Here is a 19,953-nt window from a genome sequence, read left to right as displayed (position 1 = left end):
CCATCGAGCAAGGGGGGGCGGCCTTCCACACGATCGGCAACGGCGAGCCGGCCGACGCCGCAGAGTTCGCCGCCGAGTATGACCATCGCGTCCCGGTCTATACCGACCCGACCCGGCGGGTCTATCGTCTCTTCGGTTTCCGGCGCAGTCGACTTGGATTCCTGCGACCCCGATTGTGGGCCAACGGCCTGCGTGCCATGCGGAGCGGCCATCGGCAGACCCGCGTGAAGGGGGACCCGTTTCAGAATGGCGGGGTTGCGGTCGTTTTCCCCGGCGATCGACTGATGTTCCTTCACGTCGAAAAAATGGCGGGAGACTTCGTGGATCTTCAACGGACCGTTGATGTCTCCAATCGGCCTTTACGCCGCGAGAGCAAGATCCCAAAGTAAAGGTGCAACCCCACCAAGGAGGCAACATGAGCCAGATCAACAAGATCCTCATTCCCACCGACCTCTCGGATGTTTCCCAGAAGGGTCTGGAGTTCGGCGCCATGATGGCCCGGCAGTTCGATGCCGCCGTGATCCTGGGCTACGTCGTCCAGGACACCATGCCTCCGATCATGGGGACACTCCCCGGGGATTACCCGGCTCTGATGGAGCGTCATTCGGCCATCGCACGGGAGACCCTCGAGAAGACCGCCAACACCCTTCGCGCCGACGGGATCGCCGTCGAACTCGACGTCCGACCGGGCATTCCCAGCGTGGAAATTCGGGAGATGGCGGAGAGTCACGGGGTCGACCTGATCGTGATTTCCAGCCACGGCCGTGGGTTCATCTCCCGGGCGATCCTGGGCTCGACCACGGAACGGCTTGTTCGGCAGGCCAAGTGCCCGGTGCTGGTCGTGACCGATCCTCGCCACGAGTAGCCGGACGGGGCCTGGCATCGTCGGCCATCGCTTTTCTTCCCCGACGACGACGGGATCTCGGTACCATGCCGACTCTCACGAGGGTCTCCATGGCAGCGCAGAACACACTCAACCCGGCGCAGCGGGAGGCCGTCGAACACGGCGACGGTCCGATGTTGATCCTGGCCGGTGCCGGTAGCGGAAAGACCCGGGTGATCACGGGACGCGTCGCGGAACTCATCCGGCGCGGCGTTCGCCCGCAGGCCATCGTGGCGGTCAGCTTTACCAACAAGGCGGCCAACGAGATGGCCGAGCGGATGAAACCGCTGGTCGGCTCCAGGCAGACCGCAAAACTCCGGATGTCGACGTTTCACCGGTTCGGGTTGGGGTTACTGCGGGAGGAGAGCAGAAGTATCGGCTACGGGAGTCGATTCGTGATCTTCGACCAGGGTGACTCCCTGGGGCTGGTGAAGGAGATCCTGCGCGCCCGTTATCGCGGGGGGGCGGCCCGACGCCTTGACCCGATGTCGATCCTGGCGCGGATCTCCAACTGGAAGAGCGCCATCGTTCGACCCGATGCGATCGAGGAGACCGACGAGCCCTACCAGGACACCGCTCGACAGATCTATCCCGAGTACCAGGAACGGCTGGCCGCGATGCGTGCGTTTGATTTCGACGATCTCGTCTGTCGTCCCGTTCAGATGCTCCGGGAAGATGGCGAACTGCGACGCCGTTGGCAGGAGCGCATCGACCATCTGCTGGTGGATGAGTTCCAGGACACCAGTGAAGTGCAGCTCGAGCTCGTCAAGCTGCTGGCCAACGAGCGACGGAACGTCTGTGTCGTTGGCGATGACGATCAATCGATCTACAGCTGGCGTGGTGCCAACGTCGACAACATCCTGCAGTTCGAGAAACACTTCCCGGGTACGCGAGTGGTCAAACTGGAGACCAACTACCGTTCAAGTGCGTCCATCCTGGAGGTCGCTAACGCGGTCATCGGGAATTCCAACACCCGTCGTCACGAAAAGAAGTTACGCGCCGCCAGGCAGGACGGCGATCGGGTGAGACGATGCATGACCGAGGATCCGGCGGCCGAGTCCCGATTCGTCGCACGTGAGATTCGCCAGTTACACGACGAGGATGCCGTCCCTCTTGAGAATATGGCGGTGCTCTATCGATCCAATAGTCAGGCGCGGTTGATCGAGCAGGCGTTGACGGAGGGAGCGATTCCGTATCAGGTCTACGGTGGCCAGCAGTTCCTCGATCGTAAGGAAGTGAAGGACTTTGCAGCCTATCTCCGCGTGGTCGTCAATCCCTACGACGAGATCTCACTCCGCAGGATCCTGAACTACCCCTCGCGAGGGATCGGAACCCGTTCGGTGCAGCGTCTCGAAGCGTACGCGGAGTCCCGGCGGATGCCGTTTACCGGCGCATGTGCCGATCCCGGTGACATCGGCGACCTGCCGGATGCCGCTCGTGCCGCTCTTACAAACCTCGAAGGTCTGTTCCGTCGTGCACGGGAGACGATGAAGTCTTCGGGAGCCCTGCATGTCGCCGCGCGCGATCTTCTGGAACAGATCGCGCTGCGTCGCGCCCTGGATGACTCTGCGGAGGGCGGCGACTCCGGAGAGGCGAGATACCAGAACGTCCTCGCGCTTCTCAACTGGATCGAGCGCTACGAGAGAGATACGCCGCGAACGACTCGATCCCTCCAGGACTTCCTGCAACGGGTGACCCTGAAGGGCGACACGGCGAACGACGCGGAGCCCACACGCGGCGTCACGTTATGTACGCTTCACGCGGCGAAGGGGCTCGAATTCGGCGTCGTATTCTTGATTGGTTGTATCGAGGGACAGCTACCGCACAGCCGGACCACGGACCCGAGGGCCAACGAGGCGACCACGGCCGATCTGGAGGAGGAGCGCCGGCTGTTCTATGTCGGCGTGACCCGGGCGCAGGATCGGTTGTACCTCGTCGCTCCACGATCGAGGGCGCTACGTGGAAAGACGGCGGAGGTGACTCCGTCGCGATACCTGGACGATCTCCCCGACGATCAGATCGAGGACTACGAGCGTGAAGACCAAAGAGACTTCAGCGCCAGCGAGGTGTCGTCGATGATCAAGAGCTTTCTGAAGAGTCGACGGGAGCAGGCGTCGCGCGAATCTTGTTCTTGAGGATCAGCAGACTGAACGCCATCGAGAGCCGCTCCGCCAGCACCTCGAATGTGCGTTCGTCGTCGTCTTTCAATTTCTTCTTGCCGCGATCGCCGTAGAGGATCGCGACGAGTCGATCCATCAGGTAGACCGGTCGTAGGATGGCTTCTTTCGGAGGATCGACCTGCAGTAGTTTGAAGAACTGCCGACTGCCGCCGTCCCCATCGACCGCTCCGCGATAGGCGGGGCGTCCGAGCAGGTTGCCGAAGATGGAACCGCCACCGACGGGAATTCGAAGCGCCGCCACTCTTTCTCTATCAAGTTCTTTTCCGCGGTAATCCCACACGTGTGCAAGCTGAGATCGAATGCCGAAGATCATGCATCGATCCATTCGCTGCGAAGAATAGTCGAGTAAGGCCTCGAAGATCTCTTCCTTATAATTCGCTGCGCAGATCGCATCGAACACCCCGTCGAGGGTCTGCGGCGTCTTCTTTCGTCGGTCAAGCCGCGACCGCCGTTCCGGAACGAACTCCGGCGGGTCCACAGCATCGGCGACGGATTCGACGGGATCGAGTTCCTCGCCCAGTTCGGCCGCAATGCATCGCCAGTCGCGGCCGTAGCCGAACTCCTTCGAGTTGTCGATACTGGCGAGATCCACATGGGGTACCGGCATCTCCGCAGACTTCGTCATCGCCGGTTTGCGCTTCCCTTTACGTTGACGCTCCAGATCCTTGGCGATTCGTACGAAGCGTGGGCTCATCTTGATGCCGTAGAAGGTCTCGAGCGCCTCGAGGATTCTCACCTCCGGGGCTACCGAGACCTCGACCTCGAGTCCGGTGATGCGACCGAGTGTGACCAGTCGTTTCGGCGCGACGCCGGCGACCAGCAGTTTGTTGCCGTCTCTTTCCACGGGGATCGCAAGGTGTCTCGCGGCTTGCTCGGGTGTCAGCAGCGCCGCCGTCTCCTCATCGATTTTCCGCATCTTGCTCAGGGGGGCGGCGGCCACACGGAACTCTTCCGCCAACGCAGCGGTCAGCGTCTCCTCGTCCACGTACCCCAGGTCCAGAAGACAGGTCCCGATGGTCCCGCCACTCATCAGCTGGGTCTGAAGCGCTTCATCCACCTGACGACGATCCAACACGCCGTCCTGGATCAGTTTTTCCCCTAAACGTCTAGGCATGGTGCGAATATGTGTCCCCACCCGCCCGCCGTCAACGCCCCGGTGGGGATGCCCATGTGGGCTTGAATCGCGTAAGATTCAGGGGCCAGGCATGGGGAGGGGCAAGGGGTGCGGGTCATCGTTTCGATGGTGTTGACGGTCTTGGTGGGCACCGCGCTCAGCCATGCCCGCGGATCGGACCCGCGACTCCCGTATCGAAGAAGCTACGCTGCGGCCCGAAACGAAGCCCATATCACCGGAAAACCCCTGGTGGTGGTGTTTACGGCCGCCTGGTGCCCGGTCTGCAAGCGGATGGAGGACACGGTCCTTCGACAACCCGAAGTGGTCGCCATGGCGGATCAATTCGTCTGGGCCCTCGTCGACATCGACCGTGAGTTGACGCTGGCCCGAGATCATGGGGTCCTCGGGGTTCCCACGATCGAGTTTCTGTCTGCCGACGAAGCCTTGCTCGGTCGTCACGTGGGCATGCTCGGGACGACACCGTTGGTCGACCGGTTACAGGAAATCAAGCGGGCCGGGTCTTACATCCCGTCGACGTCGACCGACCTGCCGGGCCCGACCTCCCAGCTGGTCTGGCGCCCCGATGGCTATCGCGGGTCCGGGATCTGTTTCTCCCACGTCGGCTATGGCCCGCTCAGCGTCGTGGCGCAGTCGGCGTTCCAATCCCTGCGTCTTGGCATGCAGCCCCGGACCCCGTCGACACTCGGCAAGGGGCAGTACGAGATCCAGGCATTTAGCACCTGGTCGAATTTCTGGGCCGTAGACGGAGACGTCAGCTCGCCGGACAAGCGCTATTTCCTCGACTACGAGACGCTCCAGACCACTCTCGGATTTGCCTACGGCATCTCCGACAAACTCGAACTGGAGGTCGAATACCAGGGGCGGAGCCGCTTCGGGGGTCAGTTGGATGGACTCAGCGAGGGGTTTCACGACCTGTTCGGGATCGATCAAAATGGACGCGATGAAGTCGAGCATGGGCTCTTTCGTCTGGATCTCGATCCCGGCGATGGTCGGGGGCCGGTCTCCCTGGATCGTTCCGATCGAGGGGCCTTTTCCCGGACGCTGGGCATCGCGTTCCAGCACAATCTGACCTGTGGTAGCCGGCGCCTACCTGCGATCTCGTACTCCGTGGAGCTTCGGCATGACCTGCGAAACCGCGATCTACGAGGCGGAAACGATCTCGATGTCGGCGTCTCGGTCTCCGCGTCCCGGCGTATCCGACGGTTCTACTTTTACGGGTCTCTCGGAAACGCGTGGTTCGGCAATGACGATTTCCGCGGTCTGGAGCTTCGGGATACTCAGTGGTCTGCAATGCTGGCCGTCGAGTGGCGGTTCTGGGCCCGTGCATCGCTCCTGCTCCACTGGCTGGGAACTGCCGGCCTTGTGGACGATTTTGATCCATTCGATAAACGGGCCGATGAGTTTACTTTGGGTATCAAGACGGAGTTGCGGGACCGGGGAGTCCTGGAGATCGGTCTGATCGAGAACCTGATCTCCTTCGACAATACGCCCGATGTCGGATATCACATAGGATTCAGGCAACGGTACTGATCGGGAGGGTTGCCCATGTCTCGACAACCAGAAGACGGTCATCGCGAGTTCACGCGCGAGTTGCTGCGGGACCTCCAGGCACTCCGCAAGATGATCGACGACGGGATGATCGAATCGGACATCACCCGGATCGGGGCCGAGCAGGAGTTATTCCTGGTCGACAAGGATTGGATGCCGTCGTCGTGTAGCGAAGCGGTGCTCAAGGCACTCAACGACGACCACTACACGACGGAACTCGCAAAGTTCAACATGGAGATCAATCTCGACCCCGAGTTGCTCGGGGGGAATTGTCTGACCGAGCTAGAGAAACAGCTCAGGACGTCGATCAATCGCGCGCAGGGTGCTGCGAACAGCGTTGGAGCAAGCGTCATCCTCAGTGGCATCCTGCCGACGCTTACCCGATCCCACGCGACGCTCGATCACATGACGCCTACGCCTCGCTACCAACAACTGAACGAGACGATGACGCGTCTGCGCGGCGGTGAGTACGATCTGCGGATCAAGGGTCTTGATGAGCTGCTGCTACGGCATGGCAACGTCATGCTTGAAGCCTGCAACACCAGCCTTCAGGTCCACCTGCAGATCGCCCCTTCCGATTTTGTTCGGCAATACAATGTGGCGCAACTGATCGCGGGGCCGGTGCTGGCGACGATGACGAACTCACCGCTGCTGTTCGATCGACAGCTGTGGTCCGAGACGCGGATCGCGTTGTTTCAGCAGGCGACCGACGAGCGTTCCCAGCATCTGTCTCATGTGCGGTCCCATCCCGCCCGCGTCAGTTTCGGCGGACGCTGGTTGGCGAGGTCGGCCGTAGAAGCGTTCGAAGAAGACATCGCGTGTTTCCGCCCGATCTTCGGCGACGCACTGGGCGAGAACGCGATTGCCGTCCTCGCCGACGGCGGCGTGCCGGAGCTTCGCGCACTTCGTCGTCACAATGGGACCATCTATCGCTGGAATCGTCCTTGTTACGGCGTCTCCGAAGGCAAGCCCCATCTCCGAATCGAGTGTCGATACATTCCGTCGGGACCGACCATCGTCGACGAGGTGGCCAACGCCGCGTTGTGGCTTGGGCTCATGCGTGGGATGTCCGACGAGGTCGGCGACCCGTCGGGTCGGCTCCCGTTCACCGAAGCGCGAGGTAACTTTCTCGCCGCCGCTCGAACGGGTCTCGGCGCACAGTTTCAGTGGATCGACGGCAATTCCTACTCGGCACAGAAGCTGTTGCTGGATCAGCTGATTCCGATCGCACGGCAGGGATTGGCCGCCGGTGGCTGCGATGGCGACGATGTGACGCGCTACATCGACATCATCGAAAAGCGGGTGGAGAATCGCAGGACCGGCTCGTGGTGGTTGACGCAGTCCCACGCGGCACTCGGGTCGGCGGAGACTCCCGCGTCGCGATCGGCCACCCTGGTTCGGGAGTTGCACCGTCAGCAGGTGGACGGTGACCCCGTACATACGTGGGACCCGGTGGGGGCCGGTAGTCGCTCGACCCGCTATTGCGCCACGGTCGAGCAGCTCATGAGCACGGATCTGTTTACCGTGCGGCCGGACGAGTTGATCCACCTCGCGGCTCATGTGATGGACTGGAAGCATGTACGACACGTGCCGGTCGAGGACGAGACCCATTGTCTGGTGGGTCTGATCTCGCATCGTGTGTTGATGCGGACGCTGGCGGCCCAGGCGACCGCCGGCGAGTCACCCAGGACTCGTGCCGATGACGTGATGAATGTCGACGTTCTGACCGTGACCCCCGACACACCGACACTCGAGGCGTTCGAGATCATGCAGACCCGCGGGGTCAGTTGCCTCCCCGTCGTGGGCGACGGCAATCGATTGGTGGGCATCCTGTCCGAGAGCGACCTCATCCGGCTCGCGGCTCCGTTGCTTCGAGACTACCTGAAGCAGGACGACTGAAAACAAAAACGGGAAGGCTTGGCCTTCCCGTTTCGTCGCGATAGGTGATGTCTTGTGACCGACTCGGCCTGGCGGGGGTTCTCAGGGAACCAACCTCACCTTATGGACACACCGTCTTTCGCACGTTAGCCGCCCTCGATCGTGCCGAGGGCTTGATGTGGTCCGGTGGAGTCATGAAGCCTCCTTGCACCTCTATTGTACCACCATCTATCTCGACGGACCGTAGTTTTCTTACGGATCGACCGACGCTTCACCGATCCCAAAAACGTGCCCCAACGTCCGGACGACCATCACGCCGTCGGAAATTGCCGGAGTTGCCATGCATATTTCATTCATCTCGTTGCGCGCCAGTTCGGTGTACGTGGAGCCCGCAGTTGCCACGACGATGTCGCCCTCTTCCGACGTGAAATAGAGCTTGCCGTCGGCGGCGATCGGCGAGGCGGTGAAGCTGCCTCCACCGATGCGTTGGCGGTAGACGCGTTCCCCATCGGTGGCGTTGTACGCCGTGAGGCGACCATCGTTGGCGCAGGTGTAGAGATGCCCGTCGTAGGCGATCGGAGTCGGCATGTAGGTGCCACCACTGTCATGACTCCATGCAATGGCGTCGCTGCTACTTATCTCGTCCGCCAACGAGATGTCTCCGTTACCTCCCGGCCGAATCGCATAGATCGGTCGAACCGGCGGGTAGCCGGCCGTGACATAGAACAGGTCGTTGGCAATGATCGGTGTTGCGACCGTGACCTCGGAGTTGGGTGCCAGAGTCCAGAGGATCTTTCCGCTGGCGGGGTCGTAACCTCGAATCGATGTGCCGTTCGTAATCAACTCATCGCGGTCCTTCCCACGGTAGATCGTCGGAGATCCCCAGGTGGGAAGTTCATCCCGCGATGTGCGCCACGCCGGTGAGCCGTCCTTGAGATTCCATGCGCCGATGAACGAGTCCTTGTAGACATCGGCCTGCACGATGATGAGGTTCTTGTAGATGACCGGCGAACTGGCATGCCCCCACTGGTAGGTCTTGTCATAGAACCAGCCGGCATCGAGGATTCCGACGTCTGCGCCCCAGAGCGACTTGCCCTTCATGTCGTAGCAGGCCAGCTTTCCGATCGTTCCGAAGAGTGCGCAGACCCGCTTCCCGTCCGTGACGGGGGTGGAATTGGCCTGGGTCGACTTGAGATGTCTTTTGGCACCGGGCACCCGGGTGGCGACGGTCCGTTCCCACTCGATCTTGCCGGTCGTTCGCTGCAACGCGTAGAGTTTGAACGTGTGTTCCGACTCATCGTCCACCGAATCGACATCGCCGTAGAGTCCCGTACGGAACGTATCGTCGTTGGCACCGCTGATCGCCGTCGTGATGAAGACCTGATCGCCCCAGACGATCGGGCTGGCGTTGGCCAGACCCGGGATCGGAGTCTTCCAGAGGATGTTCTCTCCCGACGTGACATCCCACGTTGTCGGTGCCCCCTGGCCGTCGGCGATGCCCGAGGCCTGGACGCCTCGGAAGGTCGGCCAGTTCTGTTGTGGACCGCGAGCGATGGGTTCCGGAGCCGCAGCTGTCTCGGTCTTGAGCTCTTCGGCGGCGGGTGCAGTCTCCTGGGCCTCGGGGGCTTCGGCGGTCTCGGTCACACGGGGGAAGGGGAGATCCTGTCCACCCTGATGCACGGTGGCGGATTCGATGAGTCCGCCTCGCCCGCTGAACGAGATGCTGAGGTTGGGCACCTCCGTCGCGTCGAATCTGGCATCGGAGACGGCGGTTAGCCCCAAGGACGGTTGCCCGGTCGCCTGCGCGACGAGGTTGCCGTCCTCGAGGCGGATCTCCAGGGCAAGCCCGATCTGTTCGTTGTTGTAGTTGCCGACGTAGCTGGCCAGCAGCTCGGGAGCGACCGCAACGGCGGTTGTCTCCGGGACTTCGATCTCGACCGCCTCCAGCATCGCCGCGATTTCGGCCGAGTCGTCCACCGACTTCACCTGCTGGCGAGCTTGCAGGACCGCGGCAGAATCGAGACCCTCGACCTTCAAGGCTGCGGCGACCATCCGCGAGTTGTTGTTCCTTACACCCATCGAGAGGACCAGGTCGGCGCCCTCCGCACCCTTCTCCAGCAGCAATTCGATGATCTCGACGTGCTCGTTGAACGAAGCCCACCCAATGGGGGTGAATTCATAGAAGCTGTCCTTGGGGTTCAGGTCGGCGCCGTTCTCCACCAGGTACTTAACGACCTCCAGGTGTCCTTTGTCGCAGGCGAAGGACAGGGCGGTCGCCTGGTAGCGGGTTGGCGCGTTGACATCGACGCCCTCGGTGACCAGTTGCTTCATCTTATCGAGGTCGCCCGCTCTGGCCGCATCCCAGAAAGCCTCTTCCGGAGGACCGGCGGCGACGATGGCGAGAGAAGCCAGTAAGACAACGATCGTGAGAACCAGCCGTATCCGTAAACGCATCATGAGCCTCCTGACCTCCGAGGATACTCGAAGTCGCTTACCCTACGGTGGCAGAGGGTGAGAGTTTCCCTCTAGAATCACGAGATCTGAGACCCAATCTGCGCAACGACGAGGGGGATCGAGATGGGCAGTCCGAGCGACACCAAGAGTGCCAAGAGAAGTTCCGGCCCGTCGGCGAGTGACTTCTACGACGTTCGCGGCCTTCTCAGCGAAGACGAGCAGCAGATCCAGGACCTGGTGGCGCGTTTTGTCGACGATCGGGTGCTCCCGATCATCGCAGACGCCTTCGACCAACACCGCTTTCCGTCCGAGTTGGTTGGCGAGATCGGTGAGATGGGTCTGCTCGGTTGTGGCCTCGAAGGCTACGGCTGCGCCGGACTCAACCAGGTCAGCTACGGCGTGGTCTGTCAGGAACTGGAGCGCGGCGACAGCGGTCTTCGCAGCTTCGTCTCCGTTCAGGGCAGCCTCTGTATGTGGCCCATCCACACGTACGGTAGTGAGGAGCAGAAGCAACGTTGGCTGCCGGGAATGGCCGAAGGAAAACTGATCGGTTGTTTCGGTCTCACCGAGCCCGACGGCGGATCCGATCCCGGGACGATGCGCACGCACGCCAAACGGGATGGCGACGACTGGATCATCGACGGCGCGAAGATGTGGATCACCAACGGTAGCATCGCCGACATTGCGATCGTCTGGGCGGAGACCGAAGAGGGAGTCCGAGGATTCCTTGTCGAGAAGGGGACGACCGGCTACACGACGCGGGACATCATGAAAAAGTACTCGCTGCGCGCCTCGATCACTTCGGAGCTGTTCTTCGACTCTGTTCGCGTTCCCGATTCCAATCGTCTCCCCGGTGCACAAGGACTGGCGGCGCCGCTCGGTTGTCTCACACAGGCCCGTTACGGCATTACCTGGGGTGCCATCGGCGCGGCGATCGCGTGCTTCGAAGAGGCCCAGGAGTTCGCCAGTACACGCAAGGTGTTCGGCCGAACGTTAGCCGAGACCCAGACGATCCAGCGTCGATTGGCGGACATGGCCCGTCGCATCACTCTGGCTCGCCTGCTTTCTCTACAGCTCGGTCGCTTGAAGGATCAGGGCACGATGCACCACACCCAGGTGTCGATGGCGAAGTGGAGCAACGTGCGCATGGCACTGGACGTCGCGAGAGACGCACGGGACATCCTCGGTGCCGGCGGGATCAGTGTGGAGTTTGGTGCGATTCGACACATGCTCAACCTCGAAAGTGTAATCACATACGAGGGGACCGAGACGATTCACGAACTCATCGTCGGTCGGCAGATCACCGGTCACCACGCCTTCTGACGGACCGGGACTGCGGGTCTTTCGGGAATTCTTCCGAATAAGTTTGTCCATAACCCCGGCAAGCCATAGATTGGTAGTTGAGAGGTCACCGGCAAAAGGGCGCCGGCCCCTCTCCCATAAAGGGTTCTCAAATGCGCTACATGATCCTCGCGGTGGCGGTTCTCGTCACTCTTCCCCTCCTGGCCGGCACCGACGAAGGGCTGGCCGCCATGAAGGATCGTCGTTATGACGACGCTTTTCGTGAATTGGTACCTGCGGCCGAGGGTGGCGATACGAGAGCCCAGAACGGCCTCGGAATTCTCTATATCAACGGACACGGCGTGGAGAAGGATTTCGAGACGGCGTTTAGCTGGTTCGAGCGTTCCGCCCGTGCCGGTTTTCACGACGCCCAGTTTCAGGTCGGAATTGCGTACCTGAATGGGATCGGCGTCGAGCAGGACTACGTCCAGTCACTGGCCTGGTTCCTGGTGGCGAAGAACAGCGGTTCCGAGACCGCCGGCGAGGGTGTCGGTGCGTGCCAGTCCGCCATGAAATCAAAACAGATCGACCGCGCCAACAAGTTGGCCGTAACCCTGACGACGGAAATCGCTGCGAACAAGCGCTGACGACTCCCGTGAGAATCTGTCTCCTGACAACTCAGGATCTCGAGGTGGATCCGTTCCCGGATGACGACTGGCCGTGCGACCCCCGTCCATTTCTCAAAGACGCGCACTGGGAAATCGAGACGCTGCACTACAAGTCGGCGGTTGAGCAGGTCAAGAAACGGATCTCCGAGGAGTTCGACCTCTACTTCAATCTCTGCGACGGGGCTGCCGATCAGGAGATTCCCGGTATCGAGGTCGTCCAGACCCTCGAGGAGGCCGGCGTTGCCTTCGTCGGCTCTACGTCCGTGTTTTATGAACCGACTCGCGAGAGGATGAAAGAGGTCTGTGGCGAGCAAGGGATCTCGACACCGAAACACGTCTTCGCGGAGAACGACGCCGACGTGACACGCGCGGAAGAGACATTGCGGTTTCCGATGTTCGTCAAACATCCCAGTAGCTACGCAAGCGTCGATCTCAGTCGCGCATCGAGGGTTCAGTCACCGGCAGGGCTGCGACGCCAGACGAACAAGATCATGCGGCGACACAACGCGGCGTTGATCGAGGAGTTCATTGAGGGAACGGAGTGCACCGTCCTGGTCGTCGAGAATGCCGATGACGCTCAGAACCCGTTCACGTATCAGCCGCTCCAATATCGTTTTCCCAAAGGCGAGAGTTTCAAGCACGAAAAAATGAAATGGGTCGACTACGATCGGCTCAACTCGTTTCCCGTCGAGGATCCGGATCTGGAAGCACGGCTCCGGGACGTTTCAGCGCGGTTCTTCGTTGCACTCGAAGGCGCCAGCTTCGGTCGTTGCGACATCCGCGTCGACGCCGAGGGAACGCCCTACATGCTTGAGATCAATGCGAATTGCGGCGTCTACTATCCGGAGGCGGATGCAGGTGGCGCCGATCTCTGTCTGCTTCGCGATCCCGAGGGACACGAAGGGTTCACTCGGCGTCTGGTCGATGCCGCATTGCATCGCGTGGCACGCCGGATATGATTTCCAGGAGCCTCGTGCCGTAGCGCTCAATTCGTTTGGCCCCCAGTCCCTTGATCTGTCCGAGGGCTGCCGGGGTTTCGGGGCGTGCAACGGCCAGGCCATTCAGGGCCTGATTCGGAAAGACGCAGTAGGCAGGGACGTTTCTGGATCGAGCCTCGTCGCGGCGCCAGTCGGTGAGTGTCTGCAACAGACCCGGATCCGCGTCGCCGACCGGCGTGATCTTCTTGACGGTGACGGTGGCCAGTTCCACACGCAGCTCTTCAGGATTGTCCGTCTCGTCCTTCGACAGTGCGGCATGGAGGCGGCGAAACTCGATCGTCCGTCCATCCTTGTCGAAGCTGTCGCGGGTTTCTCGGAGCCAGCCACCTCGCAGGAGAATGGCAAGGAGCTGCTCGAGTTCTCGACGCTCCTTACGGCCACCGAACAGCGCCTTCTGGAGTTGGCCGGGTGTCGATCCGTCCCGTCGCCGGACCGCCTCCATCACGGTCAGCAGGTCGGCCCGCTCTTCTTTGTCGGGAGACCGAAACTGCAGAACGGTGGTGTCATCGGGGGAGCAGATGTCACAGATTCCGCAGGCGCCCCCCGAATCCTCCTGATCGCCAAAATGCCGAATGAGAGTCAGCATCCGGCAGGATCGACCCTCGGCCAGACGGGTCATCTCGTCGAGTTGTCCGGCGCGATGCTCGCGCTGCATCTCGTAGTTGGGTCGCCAGTCCCTCTCGCCGCGGCGCACGGTACACTCGTGGACGTCGTCAAACGATGTGATGACTCCGCCGTGAGACCGCAGGATCGCAAGGCAACGCTGGATTCGGTCCGGGTCCAGCGAAAGGTCCTGGCCAAGTTCCTCGACGGCCTGATCGGTCGAGTTCAGGGCCTGGAAAACCTTCTGTACCTCTTGAGACGGTGGGTAGTCCCGCTCGAAGAAGAACTCGTGTTGCTTGCGGTCTCCCCAACCGTGCAGGAGGATCGCTCGCGAGGGCATGCCATCTCGACCGGCGCGCCCGATCTCCTGGTAGTAACCCTCGACGGTCGATGGCAAGGCAAGATGGATGACCGTTCGTACGTTTGATTTGTCGATGCCCATCCCGAACGCGATGGTCGCGACGATGACGTCGATGCGGCCCGAGATGAAGTCGGCCTGAACCCGGTCTCGGTCTTCCCCGTCCATCCCTGCGTGGTAGGCCGCTGCCCCACCGACATCGGTCAGCGACTGGGCCACCTGTTCCGCGCGTTTCCGGCTGGGTGCGTAGACGATGGCCGGTCGACGGGCTGGGTCGGACAGATTGCGGGCCACGACCGCTTGCCTTTCAGATGGCTTCATCGAGGCAAACTCGACGGCGATATTGTTCCGGCGGAACCCGTGGATGAACAGTCCGGGGTCTTTCAACGCGAGCTGCGTGACGATATCCCGCCGGACCCGCGGCGTGGCGGTCGCCGTCAGGGCCAGGACCGGCGCCTCGCGAAGGGGTTGGAGTCGATCGCCGAGGAGACGGTAGTCCGGTCGGAAGTCATGACCCCACTGGGAGATGCAGTGGGCCTCGTCTACGGCGACCAGGGCAAGCGGACGACGGGTCAGGCACTCGACGAAGCCGGGGACCGCCAGACGCTCGGGGGCGACGAACAGGAAGTCCAGCCGGTCTTCCAGGTGGGCCTTCAGTGTCGAGCGCGACGCGTCTCTTGTCCGGCCGGAGTGGATGCGATCGGCCCGGACGCCGATCCGGTTCAGTTTCTCAACCTGATCTTCTATGAGTGCGATGAGGGGACTGATGACGAGGGTCGTCCCCGATCGCATCAGGCCGGGCAGCTGGTAGCACAGGGACTTGCCGGCGCCGGTCGGCATGACGAGCACGGCGTCGTCGCCGTCGAGGACCCTCTGACAGACCGCCTCCTGGTACGGGCGAAAATCGGAATGGCCGAATCGGTCGTGAAGTTCCTTGCGTAGGTGGGTCGTCGTCGCGTCGGGCATCGTGGATCCTGACCGAGCATCCTACCCGATCATGATCCGAAAGGGGTGCCCATCTCTCAGGCCCGCCGTTGATCATACGAGACCCCTCGGGGGGCCGGTTGGAGGCTTCCGCTAGTCGTCGAGCTTCTCCAGGATCTCGAGGATCCGGTCCGTCTCCTCGGCGTCGGGGTCGAGCCGCAGGGCCCGTCTGGCCGCGATTCGAGCCTCGTCCGGTTGCTCGGACTCCAGCAGCGCGTTGGCCAGGCGCCGGTAGCTGCTGGCGCTATCCCGGAACAGACGCGTGTTGACCCGCAGCAGCTGGACCGCGGCGTCACCCTCGCCACGGGACAGCAGGACGGCCGCGACCGCGGCCAGCTCACCCTCGGACACCACCGCACTCCGAAGCTGGTTGGCAAGACCCGAAGGGCTGACGTTGGGGTCGGATAGCAACCCGTCGTCCAGCCACTCTCTAATCTGGGGGTACGACCCGTAGTTTGCGATGTAGTCATCGCCGTTCAGGATCGCCAGGAGATCCCGTTCAAGCGATAGGACCGGATGCTCGACGATCCGAGCGATTTCGTGGCCGTCACGCCGAATGATCACGGTCGGGACGCGATAGACCTCGAGGCCTCGCTCTTCGCCTCCCGGGGAACGCTTGATCGCCTCGTCGGTGTTGTCGACGGCGATGAGTGTTCGCGATTCTGCGGGGAAGCCCACCGAGTCCAGAATCTTGGCCAGCCGAGGTACCTCCCGCCGGCTGTCGCCACACCATGTACCGAAGAACACGGTGACATCGAGGTCCTCGAACCCACCGCCGGCGAGCGCCTTGACCGTCCCCGCGTGGGGCTCGTAGGTCTCGTAGGTGTCGCTGTACCACTCGGAATACGGAGCCTCGCCGAGTTGGGAGGCCTGACACTCTCCGAGGATCTTCGGTTCTTCCTCGGTCTGCCCCAACATGGGTGACCCGGTCAGGAAGATGAAGAGCATGAGACCGGCCCATGCATGGGGTTTTTGCTTCAACATCAACGGCTCCCTCCGAGGGGCATTCTATCTGCGGAATGACCCACTTTCATGCAACCTGGAGGTGGGGTCACCCGTCATCCTAATGACAACCGCCGTTCGGCGGACTGGGAGGGGATTCATGCGCCTTATCGCCCGGAACATTCTTCGCGGGGTCACACTCATGACGGTCGTCGTCATGACCTGGGGCCTGAACGCCCATGCGGACGCCCTGTCTTTCTCTTTTGGTGAGATCCAGTTCGTCGACACCGAGCTCGACGACATCGATGTGGATGGCGACGGGTTTGCGCTGAAACTATCCGGTGAGTTCAGTCAGAGGATCTTCGGCTTTGCGGAGTATGCGGAGATCGGCCTCGACGGTGGTGCCGATCTCGACACGCTGGAGTTCGGAGTCGGCTATGGGCAGGAGTTGAATCTCAATACGGACCTGTTCGGGACCGTGGCCCGGGTCAAGGTCGACGTGGACACCGGTCCGGCCTCGTCGGACGAGAGCAGCTACGCCCTGGGTTTCGGGATCCGGTCCCTGTTGCTGAAACAGCGACTCGAACTTGGAGCAAGACTCGACTATCGGGACCTGGATGACGGCGACACCCGTGTTGTGCTATCCGCGCTTTTCAACATGACCCGTCGCTGGAGTCTCGGCCTCGAGGCCGATGCCGGGAACGACGAGACGACGGTGGGCGTCGGGCTGCGCTACTACTTCAATCAGTAGGAGTGTCGTCGTCGTGGAGGACCCGTATCGCAGGACTGTCCAGGTCATCCATCTGTCCGGAGCGGGTCGCCCAGATGAATGCACCTACCGCGGCAGCCGCCACCAGTAGGGCCAGGGGCAGGACGATGTAGATCACGGACACGTCGTCGCCTCGAAGTACATCCGGCGGTAGGAGAGACCGACCACCGTCAACGAACTGATCGGCATCAGGATAGCCGCAATCCTCGGATCGATCACACCGGTAACGGCGAGACCCGCCGCGATCAGGTTGTAAAGCAAGGACACGATGACGTTGGTGCGCAGCGCCGTCATCGTGCGACGGGATCCATCGATCAGTCGCACCAGCGGCGCCAATCCAGGACTGGTCAGGAACACGTCCGATGCCGCCAGGCTCGCCTCGGCACCGCCACGCACCGCAACCCCGACAGAAGCGGCCGCCAACGCCGCGGCGTCATTGACGCCGTCTCCGACCATGACGACGGATTCCCCGTTCTCGACGTTCTGGCGCACGATCCGGGCCTTCTCTTCCGGGCCCAGCCCGCCCCGCGCGTTCTTCGCCGGGACGCCGACCTCTGCAGCCACCCGTGCAACGATTTCCGGGTGATCCCCGGAGAGAATGCCGATCTTGAAACCGGCGGCGCGCAGCAGGTCGAGGGACCGGATGGCCTCGGGGCGGACGACATCGCCAATGCCGAGAACAGCCGCGACGGCCGCGTCGACGGCGACCCAGACCGGCGTTAGCCCCGCGGCCAGCATCCTTCGTTGCGCTTGATGCGCCCAGAGGGGTGTCTCGCGCACGGCATGCCGCACGAACGACGGTGAGCCGACATGAACACGTTGGCCGGCGACCGTGCCGTGAACTCCGCCGCCGGGCGTGAGGACGCGCTGAGTGACATGCCGCTCGTCGTCGGGCTCTACGAATCTGTCGACCAGGGCCGTCGCGATCGGATGCGAGACGCCCCGCTCGACGATTGCGGCGAGCGCGCACGCCTGGCGGTCGCCCTCACAGTCGGCAACTTCCATGCGGCCCCGGGTCAGCGTGCCGGTCTTGTCCAGCCATACACGCCCGCGTCCCGCCAGTTGCTCCAGTGCATCCCCACCCTTTACGAGGATGCCCCGGTGAGCGGCCTGGCCGATAGCGCACTGCATGGCGAGGGGTGTCGCAAGCCCGAGGGCGCATGGGCAGGTCACGATCAGCAGGGTGATCGCATGCTCGAGCGCCACGCCGACATCCGACATCGCCCAGAGCAGAGCGGTCGCGGCGGCAACGGACAACACGACCACGACAAAATACTCGGCCACGCGATCGGCGAGGCGGACCACCGAGGGCCTATCCCGCGCGAACGTCTCGACCATCTGCATCAGCTGTCCGACACGCGTCTCGTGTCCGGTCCGCAGGACCCGAACATCCAGGAACCCGGTCATGTTCACCGTGCCGGCGTGAACCTTCGCACCTACATCGACCGAAGCGGGCAACGATTCGCCCGTGAGAAGGGAGACGTCGATCTGCGAGCGCCCGGACTCCACGACGCCATCGACCGGAACCGCATCCCCCGGTCCGAGGCGAACGACTTGATTTACCCGCAGAGACTCCACGGCGACCTGTTCCGGGTTGCCGTGTGGGTCGAGTCGCCATGCGGCGGAGGGCGTCAGACTGTAGAGCAACGCGACCGCATCCTGGGCGTTGTGTTGCTGGCGAAACTGGAGATAGCGTCCAATCAACAAGAGAAAGATGACGGCCGTCAGCGATTCGAAGTAGATCTCGCCCGCAGAGCGAAACGTATTCCAACCACCCCAGACGGTACCCGCGACAAGCGCGGTGGCCACCGGGAGGTCCATGTGGGCTCGCCGCGTTCGAATCGCCGCTGCGGCGCCGCGGAGGAAAACACGGCCCGGGCCCAACAGAGCGATCAACATCAGCAGCAGGCTGGCGAATCGAAAGACGGTCTCGAACTCCGGGGCCATGCCATTGAACATCCCGCCATAGAGTGCGAACGCGATCAGCATCGCGTTTCCGGCGCATGCCGCCGCAACACCGATGCGTATTAGATGGGTCCGACTCTCCTGTCGTCGGATCTCGTCGACAGCGGCACCGCGATAGACGTGGGGTGTGTATCCCAGGGAATCGAGAGTGCGGGCGATTCTTGCCAGCCCCAGCTGCCCCGGTCGCCACACGACAACGGCCACGTGTCGGCGGAAATCCAGCCGCGCCTCGAGGACGCCCGGCAACACCTCAGGAAGACGCTCGATAAGCCAGAGACATGCAGAACAGTGGACACCCTCGACGTACAGCTCGATTCGACGGCTTCCGTCGGGAAGCTCCTGACTCTCGCGGGCGACAAATGAATCGTCGTCCCAGGTGGCAAATGCGCCGCCGTCGACCCTGGCGGCAATCCGTGTGTCACCGGACACTCGAGCATGTTCGTAGAATCGCTCTAACCCATGGCGATGGATCGCCGTGTAGACAAGCTCGCAGCCGGAGCAACAGAACTCCACGTCATTCGACTCGGATCGTCGGTTCCGTGGGACGTCGAGGCCGCAGTGGGTGCAGAGCGTCGGGTCCGAGTGATCTACCTGTCGTGCTGACAACATGCCGGAGTGTGTTCTCCTATCGTTTCGATCGAGACGATCGGGGTTGTCTCCGATGTGGGGGGCTCAAGTGTCAATTGCCAGCGACCCACGATGCCGGTCAGTCCGACGATCACGATGGCGACGGCGGCGACCATCGCGACGCCCCGACGCGATCGCGTGAGCCACTGCTGGGTGACGCCGATCGCGGCGAGGATCGGAACGGTGCCGATCCAGAACACGGCCATGATGATGGCGCCCTTCAGGGCCGAGCCGCCGCCGGCGGACACGATGACAAACGCATAGAGCCATCCGCAGGGCAGGAGGGTCGACAACAGGCCGATCGCCAATGATCGGCGAACGGGGGGGATTCCGATCGTTCTTCCAAACAAATTCAGGTAGATGCGACGAAGAAACGCAGGTGAACGAACCGTCGGCACCCTCACGCCAAGCAGGCTCAGCAACGCGGACAGACCGAAGACCACCATGGCGATCGCCGCTAGCAGTAACGCGAGTCGCTGAAGCCCAAGAAGAGATCCGCCCAGGTCGATCGACGCGCCAATCGCGCCGACGACCGCGCCCATCGCAACGTAGGTGAGCAGCCGTCCTACGTGGTACGCGACCTGCGTTGGCCAGGTGGTTGTTCCCGTGACGACGAAGGCACCACACATTCCGGCGCAGTGTAGTGAGCCCGTTAGGCTTGCCATCAGGACGACGCTAAC

At 62.3% G+C, this 19,953-nt stretch carries 15 protein-coding genes; 8 read left to right on the top strand and 7 right to left on the bottom strand.

Annotation, left to right across the window (positions count from 1 at the left end; translation table 11 throughout):
- Nucleotides 1-415 precede the first annotated feature (415 nt).
- Together OES25_01985 and OES25_01980 are read left to right on the top strand one after the other, a co-directional pair.
- Nucleotides 416-865, top strand: coding sequence for a universal stress protein (locus tag OES25_01985; protein ID MDH3626411.1), 450 nt, complete (start codon nt 416-418; stop codon nt 863-865).
- 89 nt (nt 866-954) lie between these two features.
- Nucleotides 955-3,018, top strand: a complete 2,064-nt coding sequence (locus tag OES25_01980) for a UvrD-helicase domain-containing protein (GenBank protein ID MDH3626410.1) — start codon at nt 955-957, stop codon at nt 3,016-3,018.
- Here the strand turns inward: OES25_01980 and OES25_01975 are convergent.
- On the bottom strand, nt 2,963-4,177 hold the full coding sequence (locus OES25_01975) for a hypothetical protein (GenBank protein MDH3626409.1): 1,215 nt from the start codon (nt 4,175-4,177) through the stop codon (nt 2,963-2,965). The genes OES25_01980 and OES25_01975 overlap by 56 nt on opposite strands.
- A 108-nt stretch (nt 4,178-4,285) precedes the next feature.
- On the opposite strand from OES25_01975, the gene OES25_01970 reads away from it, so the two are divergent.
- Together OES25_01970 and OES25_01965 are read left to right on the top strand one after the other, a co-directional pair.
- Nucleotides 4,286-5,728: a DUF3187 family protein gene (locus tag OES25_01970; protein MDH3626408.1), complete on the top strand. Its 1,443-nt coding sequence runs from the start codon at nt 4,286-4,288 to the stop codon at nt 5,726-5,728.
- Nucleotides 5,729-5,743: 15 nt separating this feature from the next.
- Nucleotides 5,744-7,645 carry a CBS domain-containing protein gene (locus OES25_01965; GenBank protein MDH3626407.1) on the top strand — a complete coding sequence of 634 codons (1,902 nt, stop codon included), beginning with the start codon at nt 5,744-5,746 and terminating at the stop codon, nt 7,643-7,645.
- Between the two features lie 231 nt (nt 7,646-7,876).
- Here the strand turns inward: OES25_01965 and OES25_01960 are convergent, their stop codons facing one another.
- A complete protein-coding gene (locus tag OES25_01960) occupies nt 7,877-10,081 on the bottom strand; it encodes a PQQ-binding-like beta-propeller repeat protein (protein MDH3626406.1) in 2,205 nt (734 codons plus the stop codon).
- 120 nt (nt 10,082-10,201) lie between these two features.
- On the opposite strand from OES25_01960, the gene OES25_01955 reads away from it, so the two are divergent.
- From OES25_01955 to OES25_01945, 3 genes are all read left to right on the top strand, one after another.
- A complete protein-coding gene (locus OES25_01955; protein ID MDH3626405.1) occupies nt 10,202-11,401 on the top strand; it encodes an acyl-CoA dehydrogenase family protein in 1,200 nt (399 codons plus the stop codon).
- 131 nt (nt 11,402-11,532) lie between these two features.
- Complete coding sequence (locus OES25_01950; GenBank protein ID MDH3626404.1) at nt 11,533-12,006, top strand: sel1 repeat family protein; 474 nt, start codon at nt 11,533-11,535, stop codon at nt 12,004-12,006.
- 8 nt (nt 12,007-12,014) lie between these two features.
- Complete coding sequence (locus OES25_01945) at nt 12,015-12,986, top strand: D-alanine--D-alanine ligase (protein ID MDH3626403.1); 972 nt, start codon at nt 12,015-12,017, stop codon at nt 12,984-12,986.
- Here the strand turns inward: OES25_01945 and OES25_01940 are convergent.
- Together OES25_01940 and OES25_01935 are read right to left on the bottom strand one after the other, a co-directional pair.
- Entirely contained in the window at nt 12,934-14,952 is a 2,019-nt protein-coding gene (locus OES25_01940; GenBank protein ID MDH3626402.1) for an ATP-dependent DNA helicase, read from the bottom strand. The genes OES25_01945 and OES25_01940 overlap by 53 nt on opposite strands.
- A gap of 111 nt (nt 14,953-15,063) precedes the next feature.
- Nucleotides 15,064-15,954 (bottom strand): thioredoxin family protein, encoded by an 891-nt coding sequence (locus OES25_01935; GenBank protein ID MDH3626401.1) that lies wholly within the window; start codon nt 15,952-15,954, stop codon nt 15,064-15,066.
- Between the two features lie 118 nt (nt 15,955-16,072).
- Between OES25_01935 and OES25_01930 the strand changes: the two genes are divergently transcribed.
- The gene (locus OES25_01930; GenBank protein MDH3626400.1) at nt 16,073-16,663 is read left to right on the top strand and encodes a hypothetical protein; all 591 of its coding nucleotides are present in this window, start codon (nt 16,073-16,075) and stop codon (nt 16,661-16,663) included.
- Here OES25_01930 and ccoS read toward each other — a convergent pair.
- Genes ccoS through OES25_01915 form a run of 3 tightly spaced genes read right to left on the bottom strand, consistent with a single transcriptional unit; the run spans nt 16,653 to nt 19,938 of the window.
- Nucleotides 16,653-16,805: a cbb3-type cytochrome oxidase assembly protein CcoS gene (gene ccoS, locus OES25_01925; protein ID MDH3626399.1), complete on the bottom strand. Its 153-nt coding sequence runs from the start codon at nt 16,803-16,805 to the stop codon at nt 16,653-16,655. The genes OES25_01930 and ccoS overlap by 11 nt on opposite strands.
- On the bottom strand, nt 16,796-19,255 hold the full coding sequence (locus OES25_01920) for a heavy metal translocating P-type ATPase (protein MDH3626398.1): 2,460 nt from the start codon (nt 19,253-19,255) through the stop codon (nt 16,796-16,798). Before OES25_01920 ends, ccoS begins: the two co-directional genes overlap by 10 nt.
- A complete protein-coding gene (locus OES25_01915; GenBank protein ID MDH3626397.1) occupies nt 19,234-19,938 on the bottom strand; it encodes a sulfite exporter TauE/SafE family protein in 705 nt (234 codons plus the stop codon). The genes OES25_01920 and OES25_01915 overlap by 22 nt, the downstream gene beginning before the upstream one ends.
- Between the last annotated feature and the right edge of the window lie 15 nt (nt 19,939-19,953).

The organism is Acidobacteriota bacterium, from assembly GCA_029861955.1.
Lineage (GTDB): Bacteria > Acidobacteriota > Polarisedimenticolia > Polarisedimenticolales > Polarisedimenticolaceae > JAOTYK01.
The sequence above is the reverse complement of the archived record's forward strand: the minus strand, read 5'-3'. Positions and strand labels throughout refer to the sequence as shown.

Bases quoted from the DNA above. Each gene is read 5' to 3' on its own strand.
- OES25_01985 (MDH3626411.1), top strand. From the start codon at position 416: ATGAGCCAGATCAACAAGATCCTCATTCCCACCGACCTCTCGGATGTT.
- OES25_01980 (MDH3626410.1), top strand. From the start codon at position 955: ATGGCAGCGCAGAACACACTCAACCCGGCGCAGCGGGAGGCCGTCGAA.
- OES25_01975 (MDH3626409.1), bottom strand. From the start codon at position 4,177: ATGCCTAGACGTTTAGGGGAAAAACTGATCCAGGACGGCGTGTTGGAT.
- OES25_01965 (MDH3626407.1), top strand. From the start codon at position 5,744: ATGTCTCGACAACCAGAAGACGGTCATCGCGAGTTCACGCGCGAGTTG.
- OES25_01960 (MDH3626406.1), bottom strand. From the start codon at position 10,081: ATGATGCGTTTACGGATACGGCTGGTTCTCACGATCGTTGTCTTACTG.
- OES25_01955 (MDH3626405.1), top strand. From the start codon at position 10,202: ATGGGCAGTCCGAGCGACACCAAGAGTGCCAAGAGAAGTTCCGGCCCG.
- OES25_01950 (MDH3626404.1), top strand. From the start codon at position 11,533: ATGCGCTACATGATCCTCGCGGTGGCGGTTCTCGTCACTCTTCCCCTC.
- OES25_01940 (MDH3626402.1), bottom strand. From the start codon at position 14,952: ATGCCCGACGCGACGACGACCCACCTACGCAAGGAACTTCACGACCGA.
- OES25_01935 (MDH3626401.1), bottom strand. From the start codon at position 15,954: ATGTTGAAGCAAAAACCCCATGCATGGGCCGGTCTCATGCTCTTCATC.
- OES25_01930 (MDH3626400.1), top strand. From the start codon at position 16,073: ATGCGCCTTATCGCCCGGAACATTCTTCGCGGGGTCACACTCATGACG.
- OES25_01920 (MDH3626398.1), bottom strand. From the start codon at position 19,255: ATGTTGTCAGCACGACAGGTAGATCACTCGGACCCGACGCTCTGCACC.
- OES25_01915 (MDH3626397.1), bottom strand. From the start codon at position 19,938: ATGGCAAGCCTAACGGGCTCACTACACTGCGCCGGAATGTGTGGTGCC.